Annotated in this window: 22 protein-coding genes and 1 other annotated feature; of the genes, 8 read left to right on the forward strand and 14 right to left on the reverse strand. The window is 64.5% G+C overall.

Annotation, left to right across the window (positions count from 1 at the left end):
- Nucleotides 1-70: 70 nt before the first annotated feature.
- Both LWC34_RS03465 and LWC34_RS03470 read right to left on the reverse strand, forming a co-directional pair.
- The gene (locus LWC34_RS03465) at nt 71-1,483 is read right to left on the reverse strand and encodes a CBM35 domain-containing protein (protein ID WP_233722948.1); all 1,413 of its coding nucleotides are present in this window, start codon (nt 1,481-1,483) and stop codon (nt 71-73) included.
- On the reverse strand, nt 1,480-2,376 hold the full coding sequence (locus tag LWC34_RS03470) for an IS5 family transposase (protein WP_233726357.1): 897 nt from the start codon (nt 2,374-2,376) through the stop codon (nt 1,480-1,482). The genes LWC34_RS03465 and LWC34_RS03470 overlap by 4 nt, the downstream gene beginning before the upstream one ends.
- A 150-nt stretch (nt 2,377-2,526) precedes the next feature.
- Here LWC34_RS03470 and LWC34_RS57895 point away from each other — a divergent pair, with 150 nt between their 5' ends.
- The gene (locus LWC34_RS57895) at nt 2,527-3,921 is read left to right on the forward strand and encodes a CBM35 domain-containing protein (protein ID WP_233722949.1); all 1,395 of its coding nucleotides are present in this window, start codon (nt 2,527-2,529) and stop codon (nt 3,919-3,921) included.
- Between the two features lie 70 nt (nt 3,922-3,991).
- On the opposite strand, the gene LWC34_RS03480 is transcribed toward LWC34_RS57895, so the two are convergent.
- On the reverse strand, nt 3,992-5,443 hold the full coding sequence (locus tag LWC34_RS03480; protein ID WP_233722950.1) for an NF041680 family putative transposase: 1,452 nt from the start codon (nt 5,441-5,443) through the stop codon (nt 3,992-3,994).
- Nucleotides 5,444-5,522: 79 nt separating this feature from the next.
- Between LWC34_RS03480 and LWC34_RS03485 the strand changes: the two genes are divergently transcribed.
- A complete protein-coding gene (locus LWC34_RS03485; protein WP_372496515.1) occupies nt 5,523-5,720 on the forward strand; it encodes a transposase in 198 nt (65 codons plus the stop codon).
- Between the two features lie 245 nt (nt 5,721-5,965).
- Here LWC34_RS03485 and LWC34_RS03490 read toward each other — a convergent pair whose 3' ends face one another.
- From LWC34_RS03490 to LWC34_RS03510, 5 genes are all read right to left on the reverse strand, one after another.
- Entirely contained in the window at nt 5,966-6,781 is an 816-nt protein-coding gene (locus tag LWC34_RS03490; RefSeq protein ID WP_308200080.1) for an SDR family NAD(P)-dependent oxidoreductase, read from the reverse strand.
- Nucleotides 6,782-6,784: 3 nt separating this feature from the next.
- Nucleotides 6,785-7,243 carry a transposase family protein gene (locus LWC34_RS03495; protein ID WP_233722952.1) on the reverse strand — a complete coding sequence of 153 codons (459 nt, stop codon included), beginning with the start codon at nt 7,241-7,243 and terminating at the stop codon, nt 6,785-6,787.
- Nucleotides 7,240-7,704 carry a helix-turn-helix domain-containing protein gene (locus LWC34_RS03500; protein WP_233722953.1) on the reverse strand — a complete coding sequence of 155 codons (465 nt, stop codon included), beginning with the start codon at nt 7,702-7,704 and terminating at the stop codon, nt 7,240-7,242. Before LWC34_RS03500 ends, LWC34_RS03495 begins: the two co-directional genes overlap by 4 nt.
- Before the next feature lie 34 nt (nt 7,705-7,738).
- Nucleotides 7,739-8,955, reverse strand: a protein-coding gene (locus LWC34_RS03505) for an IS3 family transposase (RefSeq protein ID WP_233722954.1) whose coding sequence is annotated in 2 segments (ribosomal slippage) — nt 7,739-8,676 and nt 8,676-8,955 — 1,218 coding nt in all. Because the reading frame shifts where the segments join, the coding sequence is not laid out codon by codon here.
- Nucleotides 8,564-8,677: a sequence feature (AL1L pseudoknot), on the reverse strand. It overlaps the preceding gene by 114 nt.
- A 346-nt stretch (nt 8,956-9,301) precedes the next feature.
- Entirely contained in the window at nt 9,302-10,177 is an 876-nt protein-coding gene (locus tag LWC34_RS03510; RefSeq protein ID WP_233722955.1) for an aldo/keto reductase, read from the reverse strand.
- Between the two features lie 164 nt (nt 10,178-10,341).
- Here LWC34_RS03510 and LWC34_RS03515 point away from each other — a divergent pair, with 164 nt between their 5' ends.
- Entirely contained in the window at nt 10,342-11,817 is a 1,476-nt protein-coding gene (locus LWC34_RS03515; protein WP_233722956.1) for an ABC transporter substrate-binding protein/permease, read from the forward strand.
- Nucleotides 11,814-12,593: an amino acid ABC transporter ATP-binding protein gene (locus LWC34_RS03520; RefSeq protein ID WP_233722957.1), complete on the forward strand. Its 780-nt coding sequence runs from the start codon at nt 11,814-11,816 to the stop codon at nt 12,591-12,593. Before LWC34_RS03515 ends, LWC34_RS03520 begins: the two co-directional genes overlap by 4 nt.
- Here the strand turns inward: LWC34_RS03520 and LWC34_RS03525 are convergent.
- Together LWC34_RS03525 and LWC34_RS03530 are read right to left on the reverse strand one after the other, a co-directional pair.
- Nucleotides 12,568-13,791: a metal-dependent hydrolase family protein gene (locus LWC34_RS03525; protein ID WP_233722958.1), complete on the reverse strand. Its 1,224-nt coding sequence runs from the start codon at nt 13,789-13,791 to the stop codon at nt 12,568-12,570. The genes LWC34_RS03520 and LWC34_RS03525 overlap by 26 nt on opposite strands.
- 43 nt (nt 13,792-13,834) lie before the next feature.
- On the reverse strand, nt 13,835-15,226 hold the full coding sequence (locus LWC34_RS03530) for an MFS transporter (RefSeq protein ID WP_233722959.1): 1,392 nt from the start codon (nt 15,224-15,226) through the stop codon (nt 13,835-13,837).
- Between the two features lie 135 nt (nt 15,227-15,361).
- On the opposite strand from LWC34_RS03530, the gene LWC34_RS03535 reads away from it, so the two are divergent.
- The 4 genes from LWC34_RS03535 to LWC34_RS03550 all read left to right on the forward strand — a co-directional run bounded on the left by LWC34_RS03535 (nt 15,362) and on the right by LWC34_RS03550 (nt 19,566).
- Entirely contained in the window at nt 15,362-16,234 is an 873-nt protein-coding gene (locus LWC34_RS03535) for a MurR/RpiR family transcriptional regulator (protein ID WP_233722960.1), read from the forward strand.
- Nucleotides 16,235-16,541: 307 nt separating this feature from the next.
- On the forward strand, nt 16,542-17,681 hold the full coding sequence (locus tag LWC34_RS03540) for a hypothetical protein (RefSeq protein WP_233722961.1): 1,140 nt from the start codon (nt 16,542-16,544) through the stop codon (nt 17,679-17,681).
- Nucleotides 17,682-18,307: 626 nt separating this feature from the next.
- Nucleotides 18,308-18,844, forward strand: a complete 537-nt coding sequence (locus LWC34_RS03545) for a hypothetical protein (RefSeq protein WP_233722962.1) — start codon at nt 18,308-18,310, stop codon at nt 18,842-18,844.
- A 2-nt stretch (nt 18,845-18,846) separates the two neighbouring features.
- The gene (locus LWC34_RS03550; RefSeq protein WP_233722963.1) at nt 18,847-19,566 is read left to right on the forward strand and encodes a fibronectin type III domain-containing protein; all 720 of its coding nucleotides are present in this window, start codon (nt 18,847-18,849) and stop codon (nt 19,564-19,566) included.
- Between the two features lie 639 nt (nt 19,567-20,205).
- Here the strand turns inward: LWC34_RS03550 and LWC34_RS03555 are convergent.
- The 4 genes from LWC34_RS03555 to LWC34_RS03570 form a co-directional block, all read right to left on the reverse strand.
- Nucleotides 20,206-21,035, reverse strand: a protein-coding gene (locus LWC34_RS03555) for an IS5 family transposase (RefSeq protein ID WP_233722964.1) whose coding sequence is annotated in 2 segments (ribosomal slippage) — nt 20,206-20,681 and nt 20,681-21,035 — 831 coding nt in all. Because the reading frame shifts where the segments join, the coding sequence is not laid out codon by codon here.
- 293 nt (nt 21,036-21,328) lie between these two features.
- A complete protein-coding gene (locus tag LWC34_RS03560) occupies nt 21,329-23,521 on the reverse strand; it encodes an immune inhibitor A domain-containing protein (RefSeq protein WP_233722965.1) in 2,193 nt (730 codons plus the stop codon).
- A gap of 312 nt (nt 23,522-23,833) precedes the next feature.
- On the reverse strand, nt 23,834-24,343 hold the full coding sequence (locus tag LWC34_RS03565; RefSeq protein WP_233722966.1) for an aminotransferase class III-fold pyridoxal phosphate-dependent enzyme: 510 nt from the start codon (nt 24,341-24,343) through the stop codon (nt 23,834-23,836).
- Nucleotides 24,303-24,707 carry a hypothetical protein gene (locus LWC34_RS03570; protein WP_233722967.1) on the reverse strand — a complete coding sequence of 135 codons (405 nt, stop codon included), beginning with the start codon at nt 24,705-24,707 and terminating at the stop codon, nt 24,303-24,305. Before LWC34_RS03570 ends, LWC34_RS03565 begins: the two co-directional genes overlap by 41 nt.
- Nucleotides 24,708-24,949: the final 242 nt, after the last annotated feature.

Raw genomic sequence — 24,949 nt, forward strand, 5'->3', positions numbered from 1 at the left:
CGGCCTCCCTTAGGTCATGTGCCGGAAACGCGCACGATGGCGGCAGGGTTCCCAGGCTACGCCCGCGCTTTCAGCCCAGCGAGATCCGGTCCAAGTCCGGTGCACCTGACTGGTCGTTGAAGAACTTGATGCTGTTGGCTCCCGCGTTCAGCGTGACCGGGATGGTCGTCACGTACGGAGTGTTGTTGCCGACGCCATCGACTTTCACCTCTGTCGGCTGCCCGCCGTTCACGGACACGAAGTAGGAGCGCGGCCCGTTGACCGTGAAGTCGATGTACAGCTTGTACTGACCGGCAGTGTCCACAGTGACGTCGTCGAACTGCACGAAGGCGTCGGGCGATCCGCCGATGTTGCGGACCTTCTCGCCGCCCGAGCAAGGTCCGCAGCCGGTCAGGCCTGTGCTGCCGAAGTCGTTGCGTGAATCCTCGGCTTCGCGCATGAAGACTCGGTCCGTGGGGCGTGGCTTGATGTCCACAGTGGTCGTGACTTGCTTGGCTCTGTTGAGAACATGGAACTTCGCGGTCACCGGAGCCGTCGCGGCCTGAGCGGGCCCAGTCAGCGTCCATTCGCCACTCAGGATCTGGCCAAGCCGTAGGGTTTGGACAGTCGCAGGCGGACCCTGCACGGACCAGCCCTCGGGCGCCGTCGGCGTCAGTTCGACGTTGTTGAGCTGGTCGTCGACGTCAAGCCGGAGTTTCGCGGTCACCTTGATCGCCTGCTGGCCAGGCCCGACCCACTGCACGCCATGGGGTTCGACCGTCATCGTGGTCGTTGGCGTGTACTGCGCGGGCGGCAGGGGAGCGATCGAGATCCGGTCGATTCCTGGGCCGCGCGAGGCATTGCTGGACAAGGAGATTGTGTTTTCTCCAGCTTTCAACGGGACGGAAACCGCGGTATCGCTGGGCACGTCCGGCCGGTCCGCGGGTATTGCGACCTCGGTTGCCACACCGTTGACGGTCACGGTCAGCGAGGTTGCTTCGGCTGAAGTCGTGTGCAGCTCAAGCCTTTGGTCCCCGGCGGCTTGAACCGTGTTGTACGTGACGGAATTACGTGCGCCGCCGCCGAGACCGATCACTTGGGACACTCCGGAGCACGCCACGCAGATCTGCCTGCGCGCGACTCCCTTGAGGCTGGCGTTCTCGGCCTCAAGTGGTGTCTTGGCGCGCTGGGACAACGGATAACCGTTGCCCACCTTGATCTCGTCGATCTGCAGTTCGCCGAAGTATCTCGGCGCCTGCGGCCCGCCCCACGTGTTCAGCACGTCCAGTTTGATGTACCGGGTGTTCTGCTGGCCGATGTCGATGAACTGGGTGCCGCGGGCGCTGGGCATCGCGCCTGTCCTGGCCACCTGCCATCGCACGCCGTCGTCACTCACCGACACCTTGTAGTCCTTGATACGCGCGGAGTCTTCCGGGCGGCCGAAGGAAACTCGGGCGTACGTGGGGGACCATTCGCGCTGGTTCACCGCTAGGCCGTGTTTCATAAGTGCGGTCGTAGCCAGATGTTGATCGCAGCGATGTGGATGGTCGCTTCGTAGCGCACGGCCAGCTTGTCGTAGCGCGTGGCCACGGCCCGGTGCTGTTTGAGTTGGCTGATGCCGCACTCCACGGCATGCCGCCGCTTGTAGGCCTGTGGGTCGAATGCCGGTGGCCGCCCACCTCGCGAGCCCTTCTTGCGGCGGTGGGCGGCCTGGTCGTCCTTGACCGGGATGACTGCGGTGATCCCACGTCGCCGCAGATAGGCCCGATTGCCCTTCGAGCTGTAGGCCTTGTCCGCCAGCACCCGGTCGGGGCGGGTGCGCGCCCGTCCCGGACCCAGACGGGGTACCCGGATCCGGCCGAGCACCGCCATGAACTGCGGGCTGTCGCCACGCTGGCCCGCGGTGACCACCAATGACAGCAGCTTGCGGCCCTGCTCACAGGCCAGGTGCACCTTGGTGGTCCACCCACCTCGTGAGCGGCCCAGCCCGTGATCGTCCGGCTCGGCGCCACCGGTCTCGGTGCTCGGCGGTTCGGCCTGCAGATCGCCTCTTGTCCGCGCACCTGCAGCATGCTGATGCGCCCGCGCGACCGTGGAATCGACGCTCACATCCCAGACGATCTCGCCCTCGGCGTCCGCGATGGCCTGCAACGCGGTCAGGATGCGCTGCCACACTCCGGCGCGCTGCCAACGCCGGAACAACCCGTACACGGTCTGCCACGAGCCATACGCCGGTGGCACATCCCGCCACGGTGCACCAACCCGGATCCGCCACCGAATCCCGTCGATGAGCTGTCGTTTCGTCCATTTCGGCGGGCGACCAGGCTTACGTCCAACGGGCAACAGCACTGCCAGCACGGCCCACTGAGCGTCAGTCAAGTCCGCTCGCCCCGTCACCGCTAGGGTGGCCACGAGGTCTCCGGTGTCATCGATTGTCTTGGTCGAGAATCGATCTACCCCGAGACCTCGCCTATTCGATCAACGACACGCCGCGACAGCGATCACCCAGCAACGCACCAGCTCCCAGCTTTGAAACACGGCCTAGCGGTGAACCAGCGCGAATGGTCCCCCACGTACGCCCGAGTTTCCTTCGGCCGCCCGGAAGACTCCGCGCGTATCAAGGACTACAAGGTGTCGGTGAGTGACGACGGCGTGCGATGGCAGGTGGCCAGGACAGGCGCGATGCCCAGCGCCCGCGGCACCCAGTTCATCGACATCGGCCAGCAGAACACCCGGTACATCAAACTGGACGTGCTGAACACGTGGGGCGGGCCGCAGGCGCCGAGATACTTCGGCGAACTGCAGATCGACGAGATCAAGGTGGGCAACGGTTATCCGTTGTCCCAGCGCGCCAAGACACCACTTGAGGCCGAGAACGCCAGCCTCAAGGGAGTCGCGCGCAGGCAGATCTGCGTGGCGTGCTCCGGAGTGTCCCAAGTGATCGGTCTCGGCGGCGGCGCACGTAATTCCGTCACGTACAACACGGTTCAAGCCGCCGGGGACCAAAGGCTTGAGCTGCACACGACTTCAGCCGAAGCAACCTCGCTGACCGTGACCGTCAACGGTGTGGCAACCGAGGTCGCAATACCCGCGGACCGGCCGGACGTGCCCAGCGATACCGCGGTTTCCGTCCCGTTGAAAGCTGGAGAAAACACAATCTCCTTGTCCAGCAATGCCTCGCGCGGCCCAGGAATCGACCGGATCTCGATCGCTCCCCTGCCGCCCGCGCAGTACACGCCAACGACCACGATGACGGTCGAACCCCATGGCGTGCAGTGGGTCGGGCCTGGCCAGCAGGCGATCAAGGTGACCGCGAAACTCCGGCTTGACGTCGACGACCAGCTCAACAACGTCGAACTGACGCCGACGGCGCCCGAGGGCTGGTCCGTGCAGGGTCCGCCTGCGACTGTCCAAACCCTACGGCTTGGCCAGATCCTGAGTGGCGAATGGACGCTGACTGGGCCCGCTCAGGCCGCGACGGCTCCGGTGACCGCGAAGTTCCATGTTCTCAACAGAGCCAAGCAAGTCACGACCACTGTGGACATCAAGCCACGCCCCACGGACCGAGTCTTCATGCGCGAAGCCGAGGATTCACGCAACGACTTCGGCAGCACAGGCCTGACCGGCTGCGGACCTTGCTCGGGCGGCGAGAAGGTCCGCAACATCGGCGGATCGCCCGACGCCTTCGTGCAGTTCGACGACGTCACTGTGGACACTGCCGGTCAGTACAAGCTGTACATCGACTTCACGGTCAACGGGCCGCGCTCCTACTTCGTGTCCGTGAACGGCGGGCAGCCGACAGAGGTGAAAGTCGATGGCGTCGGCAACAACACTCCGTACGTGACGACCATCCCGGTCACGCTGAACGCGGGAGCCAACAGCATCAAGTTCTTCAACGACCAGTCAGGTGCACCGGACTTGGACCGGATCTCGCTGGGCTGAAAGCGCGGGCGTAGCCTGGGAACCCTGCCGCCATCGTGCGCGTTTCCGGCACATGGCCTAAGCTTGATCTTTAACCTGTTCGCCTTGGTTTGGTGCCCTTCTTGTGGTGGGGAGGGCGTTGGTATGCCTCGCCGGTGGCCAGGATGCGCCCGACGTCGTGGCGTGTGGCGGAATGCCGGTTCTTGGAGCCTGGTGGCCGTCCGGGGCCTGGATGGGAGGGTTTCGGCGCATTCGTTGGAGATGTGGTCTTCGCGCGGATGTTCCGGAACCCTCTGCGGACTCGGGCTGGTGTGAGCTTGTCCGTGGGAACGGGCTTCTCCCATGGCCGGCGCAGGTCGACGACGAGGCGACGGGCGAGGCGGAGTTGGGTGTGGGTGGCGATGATGAGCCAGGTCCAGCGATCAGCCGCCTGCGGGTCTCGGAGTTTCGGGGTGGTCCACCCGAGGGTCTGTTTGAACAAGCGGAATGTGTGCTCGATGTCGAAGCGGCGTAGGAACATCTGCCAGCAGCGGTCGACATCGCTGTCAGTCGCATCCACTTTGGACCACCATAGCCAGACCGGTTTCGGCTCGCCGCCGCTGGGCAGGTGGTCGACCCGTAACCGGATCACGGTGCCGGTGATGATCGGCAGCGGCCCGGCATGGTCGGCCCAGGCTGCGCGGCGGGTCAGGCGTGGGTGCAGCCGGTCCCACGCTTGCGCGGTCGCCGTGCCGTAGAGGCGGGTGTCGGCGCTGGTCACGGCCTGCTCGGCGCCCCAGGTGGCCGGGGCACCGAAGACGAACTCGCCACCATGCTTGGGTGGTCTGCCGTTGGTGCCGGGCATCCGCGGTGGTGCGGGCCTGCGCAGGACGCGGTCGGAGCGCATCCGGCCGAGGATCTGCACCGGCAGGTCACACAACAGGTGCGCGATGCGTGGGGCGTCGTAGCCGGCGTCCAGCACCACGAGGATCTCCGGATCGCCCTCTCGCCACTGGCCTGTGGTGATGAGGCGTTCGACGACCTCGTGAATCTGGGCGGTGGTCACCGCCGCGACGTCCGCGCCGGGCTGCAGCCGGACCGCATCCAGCAGGGCCGTCCAAGAGGTGCGGCCGGTCTCCAGGGCCGCCACGATCGAGTATGGCCAGCCGGGGACCATGTGGTGCTGGTCCTTGCCGCGGCCGTAGGTATGGCAGAACGATCGCTCCGGTGAGGTGTTGGCGTCCGGACGCAGCCACGGCGTCACATCCGCCGCCAGCACGATGCGGTCGTCCGCTGCTCTGGGTAACCGTTGTGCGGCAACCAGATTCCGTAAACGTGCAATATCGACCCGGCCGCTGTTCACCGCGTCATACAGCGCTCCGTGTCCACGCCCGTGCTCCGGCGCCAGTGACAACCCCACCAGCGACCGGATCGGACCGTCGGTGCACAGCACCGCGTCGGCAAGCTCGAACAACGCATCTGCCCGGCGGGTCAAACACTCGTAGAACTTCTGGCGGAATCTGACCAACTCCCCGAGCGCCGCTTCCCGATCGGGATCGTGCACACTGATCACCGCAGCCCTTGGATCGATCTTCGTACTGTCGCAAGACGAATGATCAACCAAGGGCTGCGTTCATGATCAACTGGGTGCGGGTATCACCGCATCGAGGTTAAAGATCAAGCTCAACACCGTCCACAAAAGCGTCCGTGCACGGGTCGAACACGCCCTGGCACACATGAAGTCCTGGAACATCCTGCGCAACTGCCGCCGTAAACGCGACGGCGTCTGGCACGCCACCCTCGGCGTCGCCCAGATGCGCAACCTGGCCATGACCGCCTGACCGGTCGCCCATCCACACATACCGCCGCCACTCCCCATACCCACCAACACTCTTGACCATTACGGGACAACCTTTAGGGTCTCGGGCAGATCACGGTCGTTGTCGGCGAAGGTGTGACCAATCGACTCGGTCACACCGCTGTGGCCGTGCCGGTTGTCGACAGTCCGCCGATCTCGGTTTTGCTGGCGTGGCCGCGTGGCATTCCGTTCGAGGCTCGCAACGCCTTTGTCAAAACGGCTCAGAAGCTAGTGACTGCACCACGTAATGGTCTCGGTCACGCCGCCGTCAACGGTTAGTTCGGTGCCGGTGATGTAGCTGCTCTCCGAGGACGCCAGGAAAAGCGCGGCCGAGGCTTGTTCTTCTGGCTGGGCCATTCGCCGGAGACTGGCATTGGACGTTTGCTTGGCCTTCCACTCTTGAACAGCGTCCTCGCTGTCGATGCCGTTCTGCTTGAGCACCGCGTCCATCGCGGGTGTGTCGGTGCTGCCGGGCGCGAGGGCGTTCACCCTGATGTGCCGGTCCTTGAGCTCGTTCGCCCAGGTCCTGGCAAAGCTCCGGACGGCGGCCTTCGACGCGGCGTAGGTCCCGAGTCCTTCCTGGCCGCCGCGGCCGGCCATCGAGGTCACCAGGACGATCGAGGCGTGGTCGGCGAGCTTCGGCAGGGCTTTCCTGACCGTGTACACCGTGCCTTTCACGTTGATGTCGAAGATCCGCTGGTAATGTTCGTCGGTGACGTCTTCGAGCCGGACGAATTCCCCGAAACCGACGTTCGCGACCACGACGTCGATATTCCCGTCGACGGCTGCGTACAGCCGGTCCATGTCCTCGGAACTCGTCGCGTCGGCCTGGACACCGATCGCGCCGTGACCGACCTTCGCGACAGCCGAATCCAATTCCTGCTTACGCCGGCCGGTCATATACACGCGGGCACCTTCGTCAGCGAATCGCTGTGCGATCGCCAATCCGATTCCATCGCTTGCGCCGGTGACTATCGCGTCTTTGTTGTCTAACGACCTCGTGCATGGTTGCCGTTGAGGCGTGACTAGCTGTGTCAGGGGCAGGCGTTACATGGTTGTTCCGGCTGGCAGTGCGGCGACGGGTTGCCGGGTTGGTTGGGTGTGTTGGTGGTCGGAGAGCAGTCCGGCGACGGCGCGGATGGTGTCGTCGAGGGTGTCGCGGCGGCCGAGGTGTCGGGTCAGGCTGCGCCAGTTCTTCATGTGGGCGATGGTGTGCTCGACACGGACTCGTCGGCGAGCATGTGATTTCCGTTGTGCGTCACGGAGTTCTGCGATGCCCGGCATCCGTTCAAGTCGCTTCTTCTGATGTTTCAGGGTCGGTGTGACGACTTGCCCGAAGGTCTGAGCGCCAAGTCCTTGGTAGCCGGCGTCGGTGAGGATTTCGACGCGGAGCGTGTGCTCGAGCCAGTCGGCCACGCCTGCTTGGCGGGCTTGGGTGATGTCGGCGGTGCTGCCCCGGCAGGACGCTCCACTGAACAGCACACGCCCGCGAGCATCGCTGATCACAAGGCTTTCATCGCGTTCTGCCGAGACTTGCCGGAGATGAACTGATGCCGCCCGGCCCGCTTCACGGTCGGGCGGCGCACCCGGATTTCCGTGGCGTCCATCAATCCGGTCAGTCTGGTGTGATCAAGATAGGTGACCACATCGGCGATCGTCTTGAGCCTCACCCCAGACTCGATGCAGCAGCCACGATCTGCCAGGAGCGGTCGGATCTCGTTGATAGCACGGGTGATCGTGGACCGATCCACGCGAAACCAAGCCGCCAGAACATCATGTGTGGTTGCGTGCCGCAAATGCACCAGCGTGGCCAGTAACCGGTCGACGAACACCAGCTTGTGCTTCGCGCCCGCACCCACGGCCCGCTGGCGCGTGCGTTGCTCCCGGCGGGCGTCCTGCCGTGCCTGCCACACCGGCCCGACCTCGGCCACCAAGTCCGCGATCACCCGAGCGGACAACCCTGTCACCCGACGACTTGAACCGCACCGGGATCGATAGAGGCTACCTCGATATCGTCTTGGCTACCGTATCAGATGTTTCTTGGGCGTAGTAGAGGGTCTCGTATTCGGCTGGCGGGATGTTGCCGATCGCGCTGTGCAAACGCCGATGATTGAACCAGTCAACCCACTCAAGAGTGGCGATTTCCAGTTCGTCCACGGTCTTCCATGGTCCCTTCCTTCGGACCAGTTCGGTCTTGTACAGTCCGATCGCTGACTCGGCGAGAGCGTTGTCATAGGAATCGCCGGTTGTGCCGACCGAACACTCAGCACCGGCCTCAACGAGCCGCTCGGTGTAGCGAATTGACGTGTATTGCGTGCCACGGTCGGAGTGGTGCACAAGCGTGTCAAGCCGGTCATTACGTGCCCAGATCGCCATGTCCAGCGCGTCCAACGGCAGATCTGTGGTCATGGACGTCGAGGTGCGCCAGCCGACAATCCGCCGCGAATAGACGTCGATGACGAACGCGGTATACACGGTGCCGGCCCACGTGGCGCAGTAGGTGAAATCCGCGACCCACAACCGGTTCGGCGCGGCTGCGGTGAAGTCGCGTTTGACCAGGTCCGGAGCCCGTCGGGTGCTCGGGTCGGCGACCGTCGTCCGGCGGGTTTTCCCGCGCACCGCACCGGACATCCCCAGCGTGCCCATCAGCCGCTCGACCGTGCACCGGGCGACCGTGATGCCCTCGCGGTTGAGCTGGCTCCAGATCTTCCGGGCGCCGTAGACGCAGTAGTTTTCCTCGTAGACGCGGCGGATCTCGCGTGCCAGCTTCTCGTCGCGGACCGATCGGGCAGACGCTGGCCGGGTGAGCGCGGCATAGTACGTTGACGGAGCGACCTGTAATTCACGACAGATCGGCTCGACTCCGAATTCGTTCTTGTGACCGTCGATGAATTCGACTAGCGTGGCGGTCGCGGGTCGAGCTCCCGCGCGAAGAAAGCAGACGCGGCTTTCAAAATCTCGTTAGAGCGTCGGAGCTCTCGGTTCTCACGCTCCAGCTCGGCGAGTCGCTGCGCATCCGCAGTCGACGTACCCGGCCGACCACCGTCATCAATTTCAGCCTGCTTTACCCACGCCCGAAGCGATTGGTCACCGATCCCCAAACGAGCGGCGACCTCAGGGATCACACCATGCGAGCTACCACGTTCACGACGGATCTCGAACACCAAACGAACCGCACGCTCACGCAACTCGTTCGGGTACTTCTTGGGCGCAGACATGATCTAATTCTCCCATAGGATCAGAGTCTCCATCGATCCCGGGGTGGTTCAGTTTCGACACGTCCGCAACGATTCACTCGCGTTCGTCTTCCTGGTCCCCACCTGACACCTCACGGGTGCCTTTCCCTCATCGCTCACCACGACGGTCTTCAGCCAACGCAGCATGAGGTGGTTTGAAGCCTCCCTCCGCAGGGCGACTCCGAAGGGCCAAACCTTCATCATCCGTGCAGCACCGCTTCAAGGACTCGACCTACACCGACTCCCTTCCACGTTCAGGACACACCAAACGACAGATGTTCGGACGAGCCAGCTTTCCCTTGCTACGCAAGCGAATACTGCGCACAACCTAGCCGCTACTCGCTCCGTCGCGCACTAGTTGATCACGCAATCTACGACAGAACCTGGGCGGCACCCACGCCAACGCCAGCTGGCCGGGCGTGACAGCTTGCTGTTCGGCGATCACGCGGACACGGTCGGCAAGTGCGAGGTTGTGCGCGAAGTTCTCGCCGTTGAATCGGGGTGCGGTGCGACGGAAGTCATTGTCCGGCAGGTCCTCAAGCGACCGCAGCCGGCCAGTCAGGAAACCGCGCCCCAGCGGCGCGTAGGCGACGAACCCGATGCCCAGCGCCCGCACGGTGTCGAGCACGCCGTTGACCTCGACAGTGCGCGTGAACAACGAATACTCGGTCTGCACGGCGGAAAGCGGAGCTGCGGCATTGGATGCGCGAATGGTCTCGGCGCACGCCTCACTGATGCCGAGATACCGAACCTTTCCTTCAGCGACCAGTTCACCCAGCGTGCCGAACGTCTCGGCCACCGGCACAAGCGGGTCGACGCGGTGCTGGTAGTACAGGTCGATGCGGTCCGTACCGAGACGACGCAGCGACCCTTCCACCGCGGCTCGCACGTACTCAGGCCGGCCGTTCGGCCCGCCGACGATCTTGCCTGTCTCGTCGAGTGTCATCCCGCCGAACTTGGTGGCGAGCACGACCTGGTCCCGATACGGCGCTATCGCGCGGCCGAGCAGTTCCTCACCGGTGAACGGACCGTACATGTCCGCGGTGTCGAACAACGTGATCCCGAGTTCGACCGCCCGGTGAATGGTCGCGATCGACTCCGCATCGTCCGGAGTGCCGTACATCGCGGTCATCCCCATCGTGCCGAGTCCTTCGACCGATGTCGTCAGGCCGTGGATGCCGACGCGGTGTGTTTTGATGTTCATACGACCAAGCCTGGATCGGGCGGCGACTTCGTAGAACGTCCACTTCAGACCCGTCTGCCGAGGACGACGCTAATCGCGTGACCTTGACGATCGCGCCCGGATCATGGATCACTAGTCTCCTTGCACGGTTTCCGGCGTCTGGTCGAATTCGAGGGGAGTCGCCGATGCGGCAGGTGCTCAGGGGCGTGGTGGTGTTCCTGTTGCTGGTGATCGCCATGCCAACAGGGGCAGCGTCGGCCCAAAACAACGAGGCACAGCCCGTGGTGCGGGTCGGTACCGAGGGGACGTATCCGCCGTTCTCGTTCCACGATCCGCGGACGCAGGAGCTCACCGGGTACGACATCGAGGTGATCAAGGCGATCGCCGCCAAGGCCGGGTGGCGGATCGAGTTCGTCGAGACGCAGTGGGACGCGATCTTCCCCGCGCTGGATTCCGGCCGGATCGACCTGATCGCCAACCAGGTCACCGTCAACGACGAGCGCAAAGCCAAATACGGCATATCGACGACCTACACCTACTCCCACGGCGTGATCGTCCGGCGCACGGGCGACGAGAGCATCAAGACGCTCGCCGACATCAAGGGCAAGACAACGGCACAGTCGACCACGAGTACCTGGGCGAAGGTCGCGCGCGACGCCGGTGCGAACGTCGAGGCGGTCGAGGGATTCGCGCAGGCCGCCGCGTTGCTCTCGCAAGGCAGGGTCGACGCGATCGTCAACGACAACATCGCCGTGCTCGACTACCTGGCGACGACCGGCTCCAAGGATGTCGAGATCGCCGGAAACGCCGGGAACGAGACCAGCGACCAGGCGCTTGCCTTCCGTAAGACCGACGAGTCGCTGCTCGCCCAGGCAAACCAGGCGATCGCCGACCTCAAGGCCGACGGGACGCTGCGCGGCATCTCGGAGAAGTACTTCAAGGCGGACGTCTCAGTGCCCGACGGCGGAAGCGCGGATCTCTCCGGCGGACGCGGCCAACGCAGCATCTGGGAGGTGGTTGGCAACACGGCGTGGCCGATGTTCATCGGCTTGGTCAAGGTGACGATCCCGCTGACGGCGCTGAGTTTCGCGATCGGGCTCGTGCTCGCGTTGTTCGTCGCCCTCGCCCGGATTTCCAGTTACAAGGTTCTCGCTGGCCTGGCTCGCGCGTTCATCTCGATCATCCGTGGCACTCCGCTGCTGTTGCAGCTGTTCATCGTGTTCTACGGGCTGCCGCAAATCGGGCTGAAGTTCCCGCCGTTCACCGCGGCCGTGATCGCGTTCAGCCTCAATGTGGCTGGTTACGCGGCTGAGGTCGTCCGGTCGGCGATCCTGGCGGTGCCGAGAGGCCAGTTCGAGGCGGCGGCCACGATCGGCCTCGACTACGCACGCACGCTGCGCCGGATCATTTTGCCGCAGGCAGCGAGAACCGCGGTGCCGCCGTTGTCCAACACGCTTCTGTCGCTGCTGAAGGACACGTCACTGGGATCAGTGGTGCTGTTGACCGAGCTCTTCCGTGAATCGCAGCTGGCGGCGGCCGAAAGCAACGAGTTCCTTGCCCTGTACGCCTTCGCGGGGCTGTATTACTGGGTGATCTGCGTCGGGCTCTCCGCCGCGCAGAAACGACTGGAGACCAGACTGAGCAGGTACGTGATCGCATGACTGAGACCACCGAGCCCACCCGTATCCAGGTGCGCGGGCTGGCGAAATCCTTTGGCGACCATCAGGTCCTGCGCGGCATCGACTTCGAGTCCCGGCGTGGGACGTCGACCGTCCTGATCGGGCCGTCCGGGTCGGGCAAGACGACCGTGCTGCGCTCGCTCAACGTCCTGGAGACCCCGGACTGCGGCGTCGTCAGGATCGACGACGTCGAAGTCGACTTCGCCAAGCTGCCACCGGGCAAAGCCGGCCGCAAGGAAGGCGCTCGGCTGCGTGCACAGAGCGGAATGGTGTTCCAGACCCACAACCTGTTCCCGCACCGCACGGTGTTGGAGAACATCATCGAGGGTCCGGTGGTCGCACAAGGGCGTCCACGAGAGGAAGCCGTCGCCGACGCGAAAGTCCTGCTTGACCAGGTAGGACTCGGCGACCGGGTCGACGCCTACCCGTCGCAGCTGTCGGGCGGGCAGCAGCAGCGTGTCGGGATCGCGCGGGCGCTGGCGCTCAAGCCGCGTGTGGTGCTGTTCGACGAGCCGACGTCCGCGCTGGACCCCGAACTGGTCGGCGAAGTCCTTGCCGTGATCAAGGACCTGGCCGCGACGGGCTGGACGATGGTGATCGTCACCCACGAGATCCGCTTCGCCGAGCAAGTCGCCGACCAGGTGCTTTTCCTGGACAGCGGAGTGATCGTGGAGTACGGCACGAGCGCTCAGGTGATCGGCGACCCGCAGGAGGAGCGCACCCAGCGTTTCCTCAAACGGATCCTGGACCCCGGCTGATCCCGCCTTGGATGACGTGGCGGAAGTGTTTGGGCTCGGCCAGCACTTCGAGGTCGGCCAGCGGATCGCCGTCCACCACAAGAAGGTCGGCGTGCGCGCCCACGGCCAGCGTGCCGATCTGGCCCGTCATGTTCAGCAGCTCGGCGGCCGTCGACGTCGCCGAGCGGATGACCTCCAGGGGCGGCTGAACCTCGCCGCGCAGGCGGAACTCGTGGTTCTGGTGACGGTGCATGCCTGCGAGCAGGTCCGTGCCGTAAACCAGCTTCACGCCGCCGCGGGCCGCGCGCTCCAGCGCGGCCAAGCCCGCGTTCAGAACCTCGTCGACCTTGCGCCAGCTCGACTCCGGCAACCCATGCTCGCGGCCTTCCTCTTTCAGCGCCCAGTACGTCACCAGGGTCGGAACCAAAAACGCCTCGTGCTCGACGAACAGAGGAATGCTGGTGTCGTCGAGCAGGTTCCCGTGCTCGATCGAGCGGACACCGAGTTCTAGCGCCCGGTTCACGGCACGCGCGGTGTACGCGTGCGCGGCGACGTACCGGTTCGCAGCCGACGCTTCCTCGACGATCGCGCTCAGCTCCTCGGCCGAGTACTGCGTCGAGTCGATGCGGTCGGTCGGGGACGCGACGCCGCCGGACGCCATCACCTTGATGTGGTGCGCGCCCTTACGCAGCTCGTCACGCGCGGCGGTCCGAACGGCGTCCACGCCGTCGGCAACCCGCCCAAGGCCCGCGCAGCACGGGTGATCTTCCTTCGCGTACGCGCCGCGGGTGCGACTGTCGCCGTGGCCGCCGGTCTGGCTCAGTGCCCGTCCGCAGAACAGCAACCGCGGCCCGCGAAAGAGCCCTTCCGCCTGTGCATCGGCGAGGCCGAAGTCGGCGCCCGACGCGTCACGGACCGTCGTGAACCCGCGGTCGAGCATCCGGCTCATCGTGCGGGCGGCATGCGCGGCCACATAGGACGGTGACGACGAGGGCAGCGACCCCAGATCCGCCGTCAACGCGGTGACGTGGACGTGCGCGTCAACCAACCCGGGCAACACGACCGCGCCCCGCACGTCGAGCGTCGGCACGTCAGCCGCCCTCAATCCTGGGCCCACTTCAGCTATGCGGCCGTCGACGCACCGCAGGTCGCCCTCGGTGTACTCCCCCGACAGCGGGTCGAGCAGCCGAGCGTTGCGCAGCACAAGCGATCCGTTCACAGTTCCACCTTCTGCAAGACCCTTTCCTCCACAATGGACAAACTCACTTGGTCATCTCCTTCGCGACGGCCACCGGCTCGCCCTGTTCGGTCAGTTCTTCCAGCGAACGGCCCGCGGTGGACAGGCCGAATACGAGCACGCACAGCACCCCGGCCGTGAGCACGGCTGTCGTCATACCGAACACGCCCGCGAACCCGAGGCTTGCGGCGAACAGGCCGATGATCGTCGGCGCGAGGATGCTGCCAACCCTGCCAAACGCGCTGGACAAGCCGGTGCCGCTGGCACGGATCCAGGTCGGGAACACCTCGGGCGTGTAGGAGTAGACGCCCGCGTAGGTGCCGTTGAGGAAGAACGAAAGCACCGCCCCGGCAAGCGTGATCGCCCACGGCGTGCTCGTCTGGCTCAGCCAGAACGCGCTCACGGCCGACCCTGCCAGGTAAAGCGCGATGGTGTGCTTGCGGTCGAGGCGTTCGGACAGCCAGGCGGCGGAGAAGTATCCGGGCACCTGCGCCAGATAGATGATGATCGAGAACTCGAAGCTCTTCGTCACGGTGATGCCACGTTCGACGAGCAGCGTCGGGATCCACGAGAAGAAGCCGTAGTACGAGAACGTGATGACGAACCAGACGGTCCAGATCACCGCCGTCCGGCGCCGCATAGCGTTGCTCCACAAGAACTTCAGCGCGCTGACGAGGTTGACCTTCGGCGTCTCGGTCGTCGGCCCGGCCGCGGCGGCGGGCACCGGCGGAAGGGCCGCGCCGGTCGCCTTCTCGACGTCACGTTCGATCTTGGCGACAACCTTCTCGGCCTCAGCGCCACGCCCCTGGGCGAGCAGAAACCGCGGGGACTCAGGCAGAGATCGCCGCCACCACAGCAGCATCACGATCGGCAACGCGGTGATCAGCTGTGCCACCCGCCAGCCTTCGTCGAACGACGGCACGACAAACCGCCCAATCAACGCGGCCCCGACGAACCCGAAGGAGAAAAACCCGGCGAGCGCGCCAACGAACCAGCCGCGCCGCTTGGCTGGCACGAACTCGGCCAAGAACGGCGCGATGATCGCACTTTCCGCGCCAGCGCCAGCCCCGGCCAGCACCCGGGCGCCAAGGAAGATCTCGTAATTGGGCGAAAAGGCGGCGACGACGGAGAACACCGCGTAGAACGCCAGCGCGTACATCATGACTTTCTTGCGGCCGACGCGGTCACCGAGCAAGCCAGCGGCGATCGCGCCGAACAGGAAGCCGAACGGCGTTGCCGAGCCGATCAACCCGAGCTGGCCGTTGTCGAGCTGCCACACGGCCCTGACGCTGGGCAGCAGGAAGGCGACGACGGCTGAGTCCATGCCATCGAAGGTGTAGCCGAGCCCGCCGATGAGCAGCAGTTTGTAGTGGGGCCGGCTCAGCGGGAGCCGGTCAAGTCGCGCAAGCAGGGTCACTAGTGCACTCGCTTTCGTGCAGGTGTCCTCCGAGCAGAGACCGACAACATATACTGCACTTTCTTACTTTTGCAACATTCATTGCAAAGCCGCGTTCCTGGGTTAAGGTTCCGTGAGCGCAAGGAGGGCACGCGGGTGGACGACGGTTTCGAGGACTGGCTGCGAGACCGGCTGCCCGAGCGCGGTTTGCGACCGAAGTCGGCCGCGGTGCTGGAAGTGCTTGTCTCCCAGCCAAGGCGGGCCTCGTTCGGCTCAACGGCCGAACTGGCGCAGCTCGCCGGTGTCAACGTCGCGACCGTGACCCGCACGGCGCAAGCACTCGGCTTCGCGGGCTGGCCAGCGTTGCAACAAGAGCTGCGGGCCAGGTACATGTCATCGCTGAGCGCGCCACAGGTCGCGGAGGAACATCGCGGCGTCGGCTCGCCGGGGGCAGCGTCGATACGCCGAGACCTCGACAGCCTGGCCATCCTGAACCGGCGGTTCGACGAGAAAGTCATCAGCGACGTCGCCCAAGCGATCGCGGCAGCCCGCCGAACACTCGTGATCGCGGACGGCAGTTACGCGGCGGTCGGCATCGCCTTCGCGCACAACGCACGCCTCGCAGGCTACGACGTCCACGCGGTACAGACAGGCGACGCGGAACTCGCGAACCAGACGGCAAAACTGACCTCAGACGACGTACTGGTAGCGATCAGCTTCTGGCGCCTGTACGAGAGCACGGTCCTAGCAGCGGATGAAGCGAAACGCCGCGGCGCTCGCGTCTTCGCCATCACCGACGCGGCCAGCCCCGCGCTGGCGGACGCGGCCGAGCACGTGCTGATGGTGCCCACGGAGGGCGTGACGTTCTTCCCGTCACTGACCGCGGGCATGGCGCTCGTCCAGGCAATCGTCGCGCAACTGGCAGCTGTCGACCCGGAGCGGACGAACGAGTCGATCGAGGCCGCGGAAGCGATGTGGACCCGTTTCGATCTGCTGCACCGCCGCCCGACCGGCAAGCCTCGTACGTGAGTCCTACGACCGCGAGCAGGTCCACGACCGACCGGTCTAGACCACGTAGGTAACCAACAACTCTGTCGACCGCGTCACGCTCCACACAGGGCTGTTCAGCCGACCAGATGTACGCCCGTTCGGGCAGGCAGCGGCGATCATTGGCCGATTGAACCGCCAAACAGCTGCTTAACCCCGTTAGCTGCAAGTAATGTGCCCCAGCCAACCAACTCTGTTGACCAAAGGCACACGAAAGATCGCCCAAGCATTGGCGGCAACAAAATCCCGCCATGGGCACAGCTCTGCTCATGACCGACAGGAAAACCCAGTGACCACATACACGACCAGCACCACGCGAATGACCGGCGCCGCAGTCGGATTCGCAGCGGTTGTCTGCGCCGTAGCCAGACTCCTAGTCTCCGGCGACGGATTCGACCGCGTCTGGGCCGAAGACGGCGCAGTGTTCCTCTCAGACACCCGCGCCTACGGTCTTGGCTCAGTGGTCGCTGAATACAGCGGATACGGCCACCTCGTCCCCCGACTGCTCGCGCTCATCGGCTCATGGCTGCCGTTGGGGTACTACGCCTTATTCACCGTGCTGGCCTCATCCATCGTGGTCGGCCTGCTCGCGTGGTACGTCTTCACCGCCGCGAAGCGTGTCACGTCCAGCTCGGTCTGGGCCTTCATTGCCGCCATAGCCCTGGTGCTCACACCGGCCTACCGGGCCGAGGCACTCGGCAACTTGGCCAACCTGCAATGGTTCCTGATGCCCGCAGCCCTATGGGCAATCGTCGATCCCCACCGAACCCACGTCGCTGCCATTCTCATCGCCGCCGCGGCCGCGACCACCAGCCCACTGTCAATCCTCCTACTGCCAGCTCTCCTCATCATCCACGGCCGCACAGCATGGCGCACCCCAGTCGCTGCCGCCTTAGCCGCAGGCCTGGCGTACCAAGCAATTGTCCGGCTGATCGGCATGCACTCCGTTGCCAACCCAGCACCCCGCTCCCCTGGTGCCTACGTAGGCATGGTCTTCGACATCCTCAAGCAGGCAAGCAGCACACCATGGGCGCCCTTGGTGGCAGGCGCCATTCTCATCGCCGTCATCTTGTCGGCATGGTTCATCGGAGCACGAAAGGACGCACGCGCGGCCGCGTTCGTCGTAACATCAGCCTTGTTCGTCGCAGTCCCGACCGTCCTCAATGGATCACCACAACCGCGATACATCGCCTGCGGATTCGTCATCCTGATCTGGGCCGCATGCCTCGCCGCGCCCGCGCTGCAACGGATCCACGCAATCGTGCTAGCAACAGTCCTTGTCGTCTCAGCACTTGTCACGTTCCCCGCCGACCCATACCGCCTATCCGGCCCCTCCTGGACCAGCGAAACCAACTCCGCCTGCACCACCGGCACCCGCGAAGTCGAACTCAGCCCCGAAGGCTGGGGCTCGATTCGACTGCCTTGCTGATTCCCGGGCTGACCTGGCCTGGCTGCGTGTTCCGGGATAATGCCCCAGGCGTCGGCGACAAGGCCACTCAACGGCGCTTCTGGCGATGGTTCCCTCGCGCACGGTGGGCGACCGATTCATGAAGGGCTTTCACGATGCCGCCCTCGGGGCATTTGCCTCGAGATCTTGATGCCACCCCGGCTGGCGAATGCGCGTCGCTGAGTTTGAAGAATCTTCAGGTCTCGATTTTCATACATGAAATACCTGCTTGACGAGACCATAGAACGCGTCGGCGAGCTGCCGGGTCTTTTCGACGCCCAAAGAGGCTTCACGATCGCGGCAGGGAGTTTCGGGCACATCCTTTTACCTGATTGCGCCCTCCGATACCGGACTGACCAGTGCGATCGAAGTCGCGGGCGCCGATCTGCCGGTGGCACGAAAATGTCACGTGCGCGGTAGTCATGGACACCTTCACAATCGTCCACCAGAATCCGCCATGTCGCTCCCCGGGAACGCACGGTGCACAACGCACAAGTCGGCCGTTCTCTGTCTGCTGACATGAGTTTCTGACAGTGGCGCCCAGTTGGGCTCGAATGTGAAATCGGGTTCCCGCAGTGTCCGGGAGCTCCGCTCCTTGAGGAGATGCTTTGGCGAAAAAGATTCCGGTCCTTGCCGCACTCGTTGTCGCGGGCAGCCTGGTACTGGCCCCTGCCGCGTCGGCACAAGACAAGCAGACGCGTGGCTGCGGTTCCATCTCGGGCAATACGTTCAAGTTGACCTGCAATCGGCTTGGTAGTGCCGGTGACGATCGCGCCGAGTTGCGCTATCCCAACTACAGCAGCGGCACGCACACGTTCGAAGCCCGTGTCTCGGTCAACGGCGGCAGCGGAATCAGCCTCGTGCAGACCTTCCGCGGCGACGCATGGTTCATGCTCGCAGCTGGCGGCGGCCAGGTCTACGTGGTCCACGATTCGAGCAAGCGCAGGTCAGTCGACCTGCGGGGTGGATTCCAGGTCAAGACCGTGCACCGGGTTGGTGGCGCCCACGTCACGTACATCAACGGCTCGGAGTTGCACCGCCTGAACGGCCCGCAGGGCAGCTATTACCACAAGCACGGTGCGTACGCCACGGACAGCGGCCGGGGTCCGACCACCGTCGTGTTCTCCAACGTCCGGTACTCATAGCCATGATCCGCTGGATTGGTTTGGTTTCGCTCGTGGTACTGGCCGGATGCTCGGCCGGTCCCACGGGCGATGCCCCAGTTGCCGACGTCAAGAACGCCGCGACGCTGCGGGCCACTCTGGCCTCGCCGACGGATATCGATCTGGTGTGGACGATCACGGATCCGGCGGCCAGCGGGCAGGTCGTTGAGTATTCGAACGAGGAAAACGGCCAGTACACGATACTTGCGTATCTGCCACCGACCAGCACGACGTTCCGGCACCCGGACCTGATTCCGCAAACGCCGTTCTACTACCGGATCCGGACGTTCCACGGCCCCGCGTCATCCACAGTGGACACCGCGCTGCCGCCGGGCGCGTCCGGCACAGAACCGCAGGGCGACGAGGAATGGATGCGGGCAACCACCCTTCCCGGCGGGCCGGTGCGGCAGGGATCTGTGCGCGACCCGGGCAACGCACCCACCGACTTCACCGCCACCGTGGTGCAGACCAACGGGCTCGCGTTCAAGTGGACGGACAACACGAGCGACGAGGAAGGTTTCCTGCTGGAGGTCAAGCCAGACGGCGCGCCGGACTTCACTGTCGCGACCAGCGTCGACGTGAACGTGAATTCCTTCGGCATGATCCCCACCGATGATGAGCGGAAAGCGACCTATCGGGTACGCCCCTACCGGTTCGGTCCACCAACGAACACCGCGCACCAAACGACCGGGGGCACCGCCTGACAGCGAATGCGGATTGGCGGCAGTCGGTGTCGGGAAGAGCTTCTCAAGGGCTTGTTTCAGCGTTCTGACTTTCCGGTTGGCGCCCGCGCGCCCGGCCAATCTTCTCCAACGTCGAGCGCAGCCGCTCCGACCACCGGCCATACCGCCGTGTCACACCAATGCCAGAAACTTAGGGTTCGGGGTTTGGTCGGTGTTTGGGGCGTGCGCGAGCCGTTGACCTGCGGAGATTTGTGGCGGGTGCGGGTGGGTTGCTGCTGGGACTGGGTGCCGTGGCGAGGGCGCAGGGCGGTTGCGTCGCGTTGAGGGGTATGAGGGCCGAGTTTGCTGCGTTGAGTGCAGTCAAGGTGGCCTTCGCGGCATCAGGTTCCGTCGCGGGTGGGGCTGGTGTTACAGGTGTGACTGACGAGGTGAATTTCTGTCCTTAATGGACCTTGGGATGCTCGAAAGCGCCAGTCCACGGGCTTGGTTAAGTTCCTGGCATTGCCGTGTCACACCGGATGGTCGCACGTAGCTCCACAGGCACGATCTGAAGAGCAGTCACCACCACATCGACCAAGCCCAGCAACAACGTCCCCGCGCACGAATCCAGCTCAGAACACACGACCCGAACGATGTCGATCACGCTGCTAAGAGCGTGTCTCACGTGGTTGCTTTTCGGAGTTTCTTGTAGCAGGTGAGTGTGGCGGCGAGGGTGAGGAAGGCGCAGAAGTGGTTGGCGTAGCGTTCGTATCGGATGCTGAGCCGGTGGTAGCCGAACAGCCAGGCGATGGATCGTTCGATCACCCAACGGTGTTTGCCCAACTTGGTGCTCGATTCGATCCCTTTGCGCGCGATGCGTACGGCGATGCCCTGCTCACGCACCCAGTGCCGCAAGTCGATCTGGTCATAGGCCTTGTCGCCGTGGAGCTTGGCCGGTTTGCGGCGGCGAGGGCCGCGTCGGGACTTGATCGCGGGGATGGCCATGACCAGAGGCTTGAGAGCGTAAGAGTCGTTGGTGTTCGCGGCGGACACCGCCACCGACAACGGGATTCCGGCACGGTCGGACAGCACGTGGATCTTCGAACCGGCTTTGCCACGGTCGACCGGGTTCGGCCCGGTCATGGGTCCCCCTTTTTGGCCCGGACGGATGCTCCATCCAGCACCGCACGCGACCAGTCGATCAGGCCTTGGCTGCCCAACTCATCCAGCACCACGCGATGCAACCGACGCCACAGACCGGCCTTGGTCCAGTCGGTGAACCGGCGATGCGCCGTGGGGACGGTGACCCCGAACGATGGCGGCAGGTATCGCCAGGCACAACCGCTGGTCAACACGAACACGATCGCGGTGAACACCGCACGGTCGTCCACCGGTGCCGTCCCGCCACCCTGCGGACGTGGATCAAACCCCGGAATCAACGGCTGCGCCAACGCCCACAACTCGTCCGGCACCAACCGCCGCGACAGATCATCAACCACGTGGTTGATCATGACAGACCATGATCAACCACGTGAGACACCCTCTAAGCCGACGTGATCTTGCCGCGGCACACGACGCAATGCGTTACCGGACCACAAAACTGAGCCAGAGCCCCTGATGTGGGACAACGGCGACGACTGGCTGACCCTCCACTTGGGCCTCAAACTCCGGGGCGTTGGGTGCCGCGTATCGTGACCAACTCGGCCAAGGGTGATCAAGTCTGAAATAAAAACCGTCGCGACATCACCGCGTCCGAACCTCTTCGCGGTGATGTCGCGACGGGTGTCCAACGACAGAGCCTATTTCAGCCCCCTGGTTGGACGACTCCGTTCGCGGTCAACTGGTACGGCGCGTACTGGCTGAGCTTCCCGGTCGGTTCGTCGTAGGTCACGATGGCGACTACCTTCGGGAATGCGGAGAACTGCGCCAGTTGGTACCGGTTGATCTGGACCGAGGATGTGCCGTTGAACTCCTTTTGCAGCGCGGTGTTCTTCTGCTCGTCGAGTCCGACGAGTCGCAGGTTCCAGTTGTTCACCGGCGTCTGTTTGATCTGGGTCGGCGATTTGAACGGTGTCACGTTCGAGCCGTCGCTGATTGTCGTGCCGCCGATGGTGACATCGTCGACAAGCAGTCCGCCTTCGTTCACGCCGGGGTCGGAGACGTACTGCAGTCCCAGCAGCACGTTCTGGCCGGCATATGCTGAGAGGTCGTAACTACGTGCTTCGAACCCGGTGGTTTTGCCGGTCAGGCCAGGACCGAGCGGCCCGTCGACGGTCTTGTCTCCCGCGATCGGTTTGTAGGTCGCGCCGCCGTCGGTGGACACGGTCACGTACGCGTAGTCGTAGCCCTCTTCGGCGCCGTACTTCGCGAGGAAGCGCAGGGTGGGATCGGTCGTCGGCACCGTAACGGGGGTGATCGCGGCGGAGTTGAGGTTGCCTTCGTTGCCGGAGAACAACACGGGATTGTCTGCGCGGTCCGGGTCGTTGCTCACGACTGTCCACGTGAGTGGGAGCGATGGCAGCACTTTCGCGCCTTCGAAGGTCAGCGAGGTGAGGTCGCGTCCCTTGAGGACGGTGCCGCCGGGACCCTGTAGCTGGACGTAGTCCGCGCCGTTCGGGGCCGCGCCGGGGGTGGCGTTGGCGGCGGGGTTGGCGAGGTTCACTGTGGACCGGACGCTGGCTGAAGTGACTTTCTTGCCGTCCGCGCCGAACATTTTGCCGTTCTCGACGAACCGGTCGACCAGGACGGAGGTCTGGTAGTTGTGCAGCACTTTGGCGAGGTCGTTCTCGCCGACGGCTTTCAGTTGGGTCGCAACGCTGTCCAGGCCGTGGTGCTCGGCATCGCGGTGCAGGCGGGAAATGATATCGGCGCCGTAGTGGTCGTAGAGGTACAGCATGAACTGGTAGGCGTTGCCGTAATCGGCGAGGACGCTCGCATTCCGCCCGCCTTCCCAGAGGTTCAGCGAGTTCTCCGGGCCGCCACACTCACGCGGGTTCGGGTTGGCGTCGGTTTTCACCGTCGCGAAGCCCTGGAAGCAGGTCAGATGGCCGTCCTGCGCCTGGTCGTCGACCGTCGCCTTACTGTCGACATATCCCGTCAGTGTCTGGGCGAAGTCGGACATGCCCTCGTTGAGCCACGTGTCCTCGGAGGTCCCGTCGATGTAGTCCAATAGCAGGTGCTGCCACTCGTGGGCGAACGTGCTCTCGTAGCTGAACGGGCGCGCGGGCCGGCTGGTACACGGGTCGTCGGTCGGCTCGTTCGGCGGTGTGGCCGTCGTGCGGTGCTGCCAGTCGAACACGTCGATGGTCATCACGTTGCGGTCGAACTCCTGGTTGAACGCAGGCATGTAGAACCCGCCAAGGTAGGTTCGCTCGGCCGGGAAGTTGTAGTAGTTGGCGTCCCGGACGTTGTCGAGCAGGGCAACGGTCTTGTCCCCGTCACCGGTGTAGACGCCGCCGTTGCCGTTGGCATCCGGCTCGTATGTCGCATGTGTACCATCGCGGTCCTTCGGCGTGGAGAAGGTCGCGGTTTCCTTGGGATACATGTTGTTGTCGAACTCGGAGATGAGCTCGTTCACCTGAGCGTCGGTGATGTCGGTGCTGCCAGGGATCTGGTTGCGGCAGTCACCGGCGGGGAAGGCGCGGTCGTTGGCCACCCAGACCTCGATCTTCTTGCCGACCCCGCGCAACGTGTAGTCCTTGCGGTAGACGTTCTGCTTGGTGTCGTCGAGGCCGAGCCACTGGCGGACCGTGCCGACCGCCGGGGTAGCCGCCGGTGGGATGCGGGCGGGTTCGTCGCTGCGGGACGCCTCGGCGGCATTCGGCACCTCGATCCTGCGGCCGTCGAACCGATAGTCGGTGTGCCTCAGCCCGGTGATGATCCTGCCGGCGTCTTGGTCCGATGATTGCGGCGCGGCCGTCGCGTGCCCAGGCACGAATAGCAGTACCAGCGGTATAACGAGTGTGGCGGCGGCCCGGACTGCGCGGGAGCGTGCCATGGATGGCTCCTTGCACCGTGTCGGTTGAAAAGAATGAACGCCATATTCAAGCATCCGGTTATCGGCGGCGCGTGGCATAATTTCGCCCTACACCCGATCGAGAAGAATCCATTCTAAACTTACTGGCTGACCGCGTTTTGACCGATTCGCTGACAGGGTCCGATCAGGACTCGGACAAGTCCGGTGATGAACTCGTCAACGTATCCAGTGTTCCACACGAGTGGCGGCCGGACCTTCAGCACGTTTCCGTGTGGACCGGTCGCGCCGACGGGATGCCCTGTGCTGCCGACTTGCCCAGCAGCTTCCTGGTCGTCACCCGATCGCCAAGAACATCGACGCCAGCGAGCAAGCCGGTGCCACGTACCGAACCAGCAGTGGCGATTCGGCCGCGACTTGGCTGAGCCGCTGGCGAAGATAGTCACCGACGTTGACCGCCATAGCGGGCAATCCGGTCAGCTCAAGGATGTCCAGAACGGAGTGACCGGCCGCGGCGGCTGCCGGAGTTGCGGCGAATGTCGAGACGTACTCGTAGCGGGAGGCCAGTACGTCGGCGATCTCGCGCCGGGTGATCGAATATCCGGCACCCATCGGTTTGCCGAGCGTGACGAAATCCGGCGTGATCCCGGCGAGCAGGAACCGCCAGAGTTGCAGGCCGCTGCGGCCGTACCCGGACTGCACCTCATCTGCCAGGTACAGCGCACCGGCACGATGGGCCTCCGCGACGATTCCGGCCGGGAACGCGGCGGGCACGTCGAGGATGCCTTCGGAGGTGAACTGCGAGTCAACGAGGACAAGCGCCGGGCGGTGGCCCTCGGCGCGCAACTGGTCCGCGAAAAGTGCGAACCGTGGCGGATCGGCCTGCCTGGAAAGTGCCGACGCGGTTCGGTTTATGGCTTGGCAACCATTCATTGGAGCTCAAGTCCGCCATCCATTTAGGCGAGCCGTCGTACGCGTGCTCGGCGATGATCGCACCGGAGCCGCCGATGTACTCGGTCGCCATCCGCCAGGCGAGCTCGTTGGCTTCGATGCCGGAGGTGGTGAACAGACACGTGTCCAATGAGGACGGCATGGTGGCCAGGATCCGTTCGGCCAGTTCGACGATGGCGGGGTGCAGGTAGCGGGAGTGCGTGTTCAGATCACCGACCAGAAACGCGCACCCGCCCAGGACTGGGCGGCGCTCGCACACGACCTCCGCTTGGTGACCTTCGCCGAACTCGCTCCCCGTATGGAAAAGGGCTCTGGACGGCCACCTTGATGATACGAGGCCGAAGGCTCCTTCCGATCGGACGCACGAAATGCTCATACGGATCGCTCAGGACACTGACGCGAGTGTGGCTCGTCTGATCGCCACACGTTCAGAACCACGGCCAACATCGAACGGCTGACCGTGAGACCACGACTCACTGCTGGGTTGACGCAACGGCTTCA

Origin of the sequence: Kibdelosporangium philippinense, from assembly GCF_021390435.2 — a bacterium.
In the GTDB taxonomy this organism is placed as follows: domain Bacteria; phylum Actinomycetota; class Actinomycetes; order Mycobacteriales; family Pseudonocardiaceae; genus Kibdelosporangium; species Kibdelosporangium philippinense.

What these genes read in the sequence shown, in the direction of transcription:
- LWC34_RS03515 (WP_233722956.1), top strand. Translation starts at nt 10,342, where the DNA reads ATGCGGCAGGTGCTCAGGGGCGTGGTGGTGTTCCTGTTGCTGGTGATC.
- LWC34_RS03560 (WP_233722965.1), bottom strand. Translation starts at nt 23,521, where the DNA reads ATGGCACGCTCCCGCGCAGTCCGGGCCGCCGCCACACTCGTTATACCG.
- LWC34_RS03520 (WP_233722957.1), top strand. Translation starts at nt 11,814, where the DNA reads ATGACTGAGACCACCGAGCCCACCCGTATCCAGGTGCGCGGGCTGGCG.
- LWC34_RS03465 (WP_233722948.1), bottom strand. Translation starts at nt 1,483, where the DNA reads ATGAAACACGGCCTAGCGGTGAACCAGCGCGAATGGTCCCCCACGTAC.
- LWC34_RS03510 (WP_233722955.1), bottom strand. Translation starts at nt 10,177, where the DNA reads ATGAACATCAAAACACACCGCGTCGGCATCCACGGCCTGACGACATCG.
- LWC34_RS03550 (WP_233722963.1), top strand. Translation starts at nt 18,847, where the DNA reads ATGATCCGCTGGATTGGTTTGGTTTCGCTCGTGGTACTGGCCGGATGC.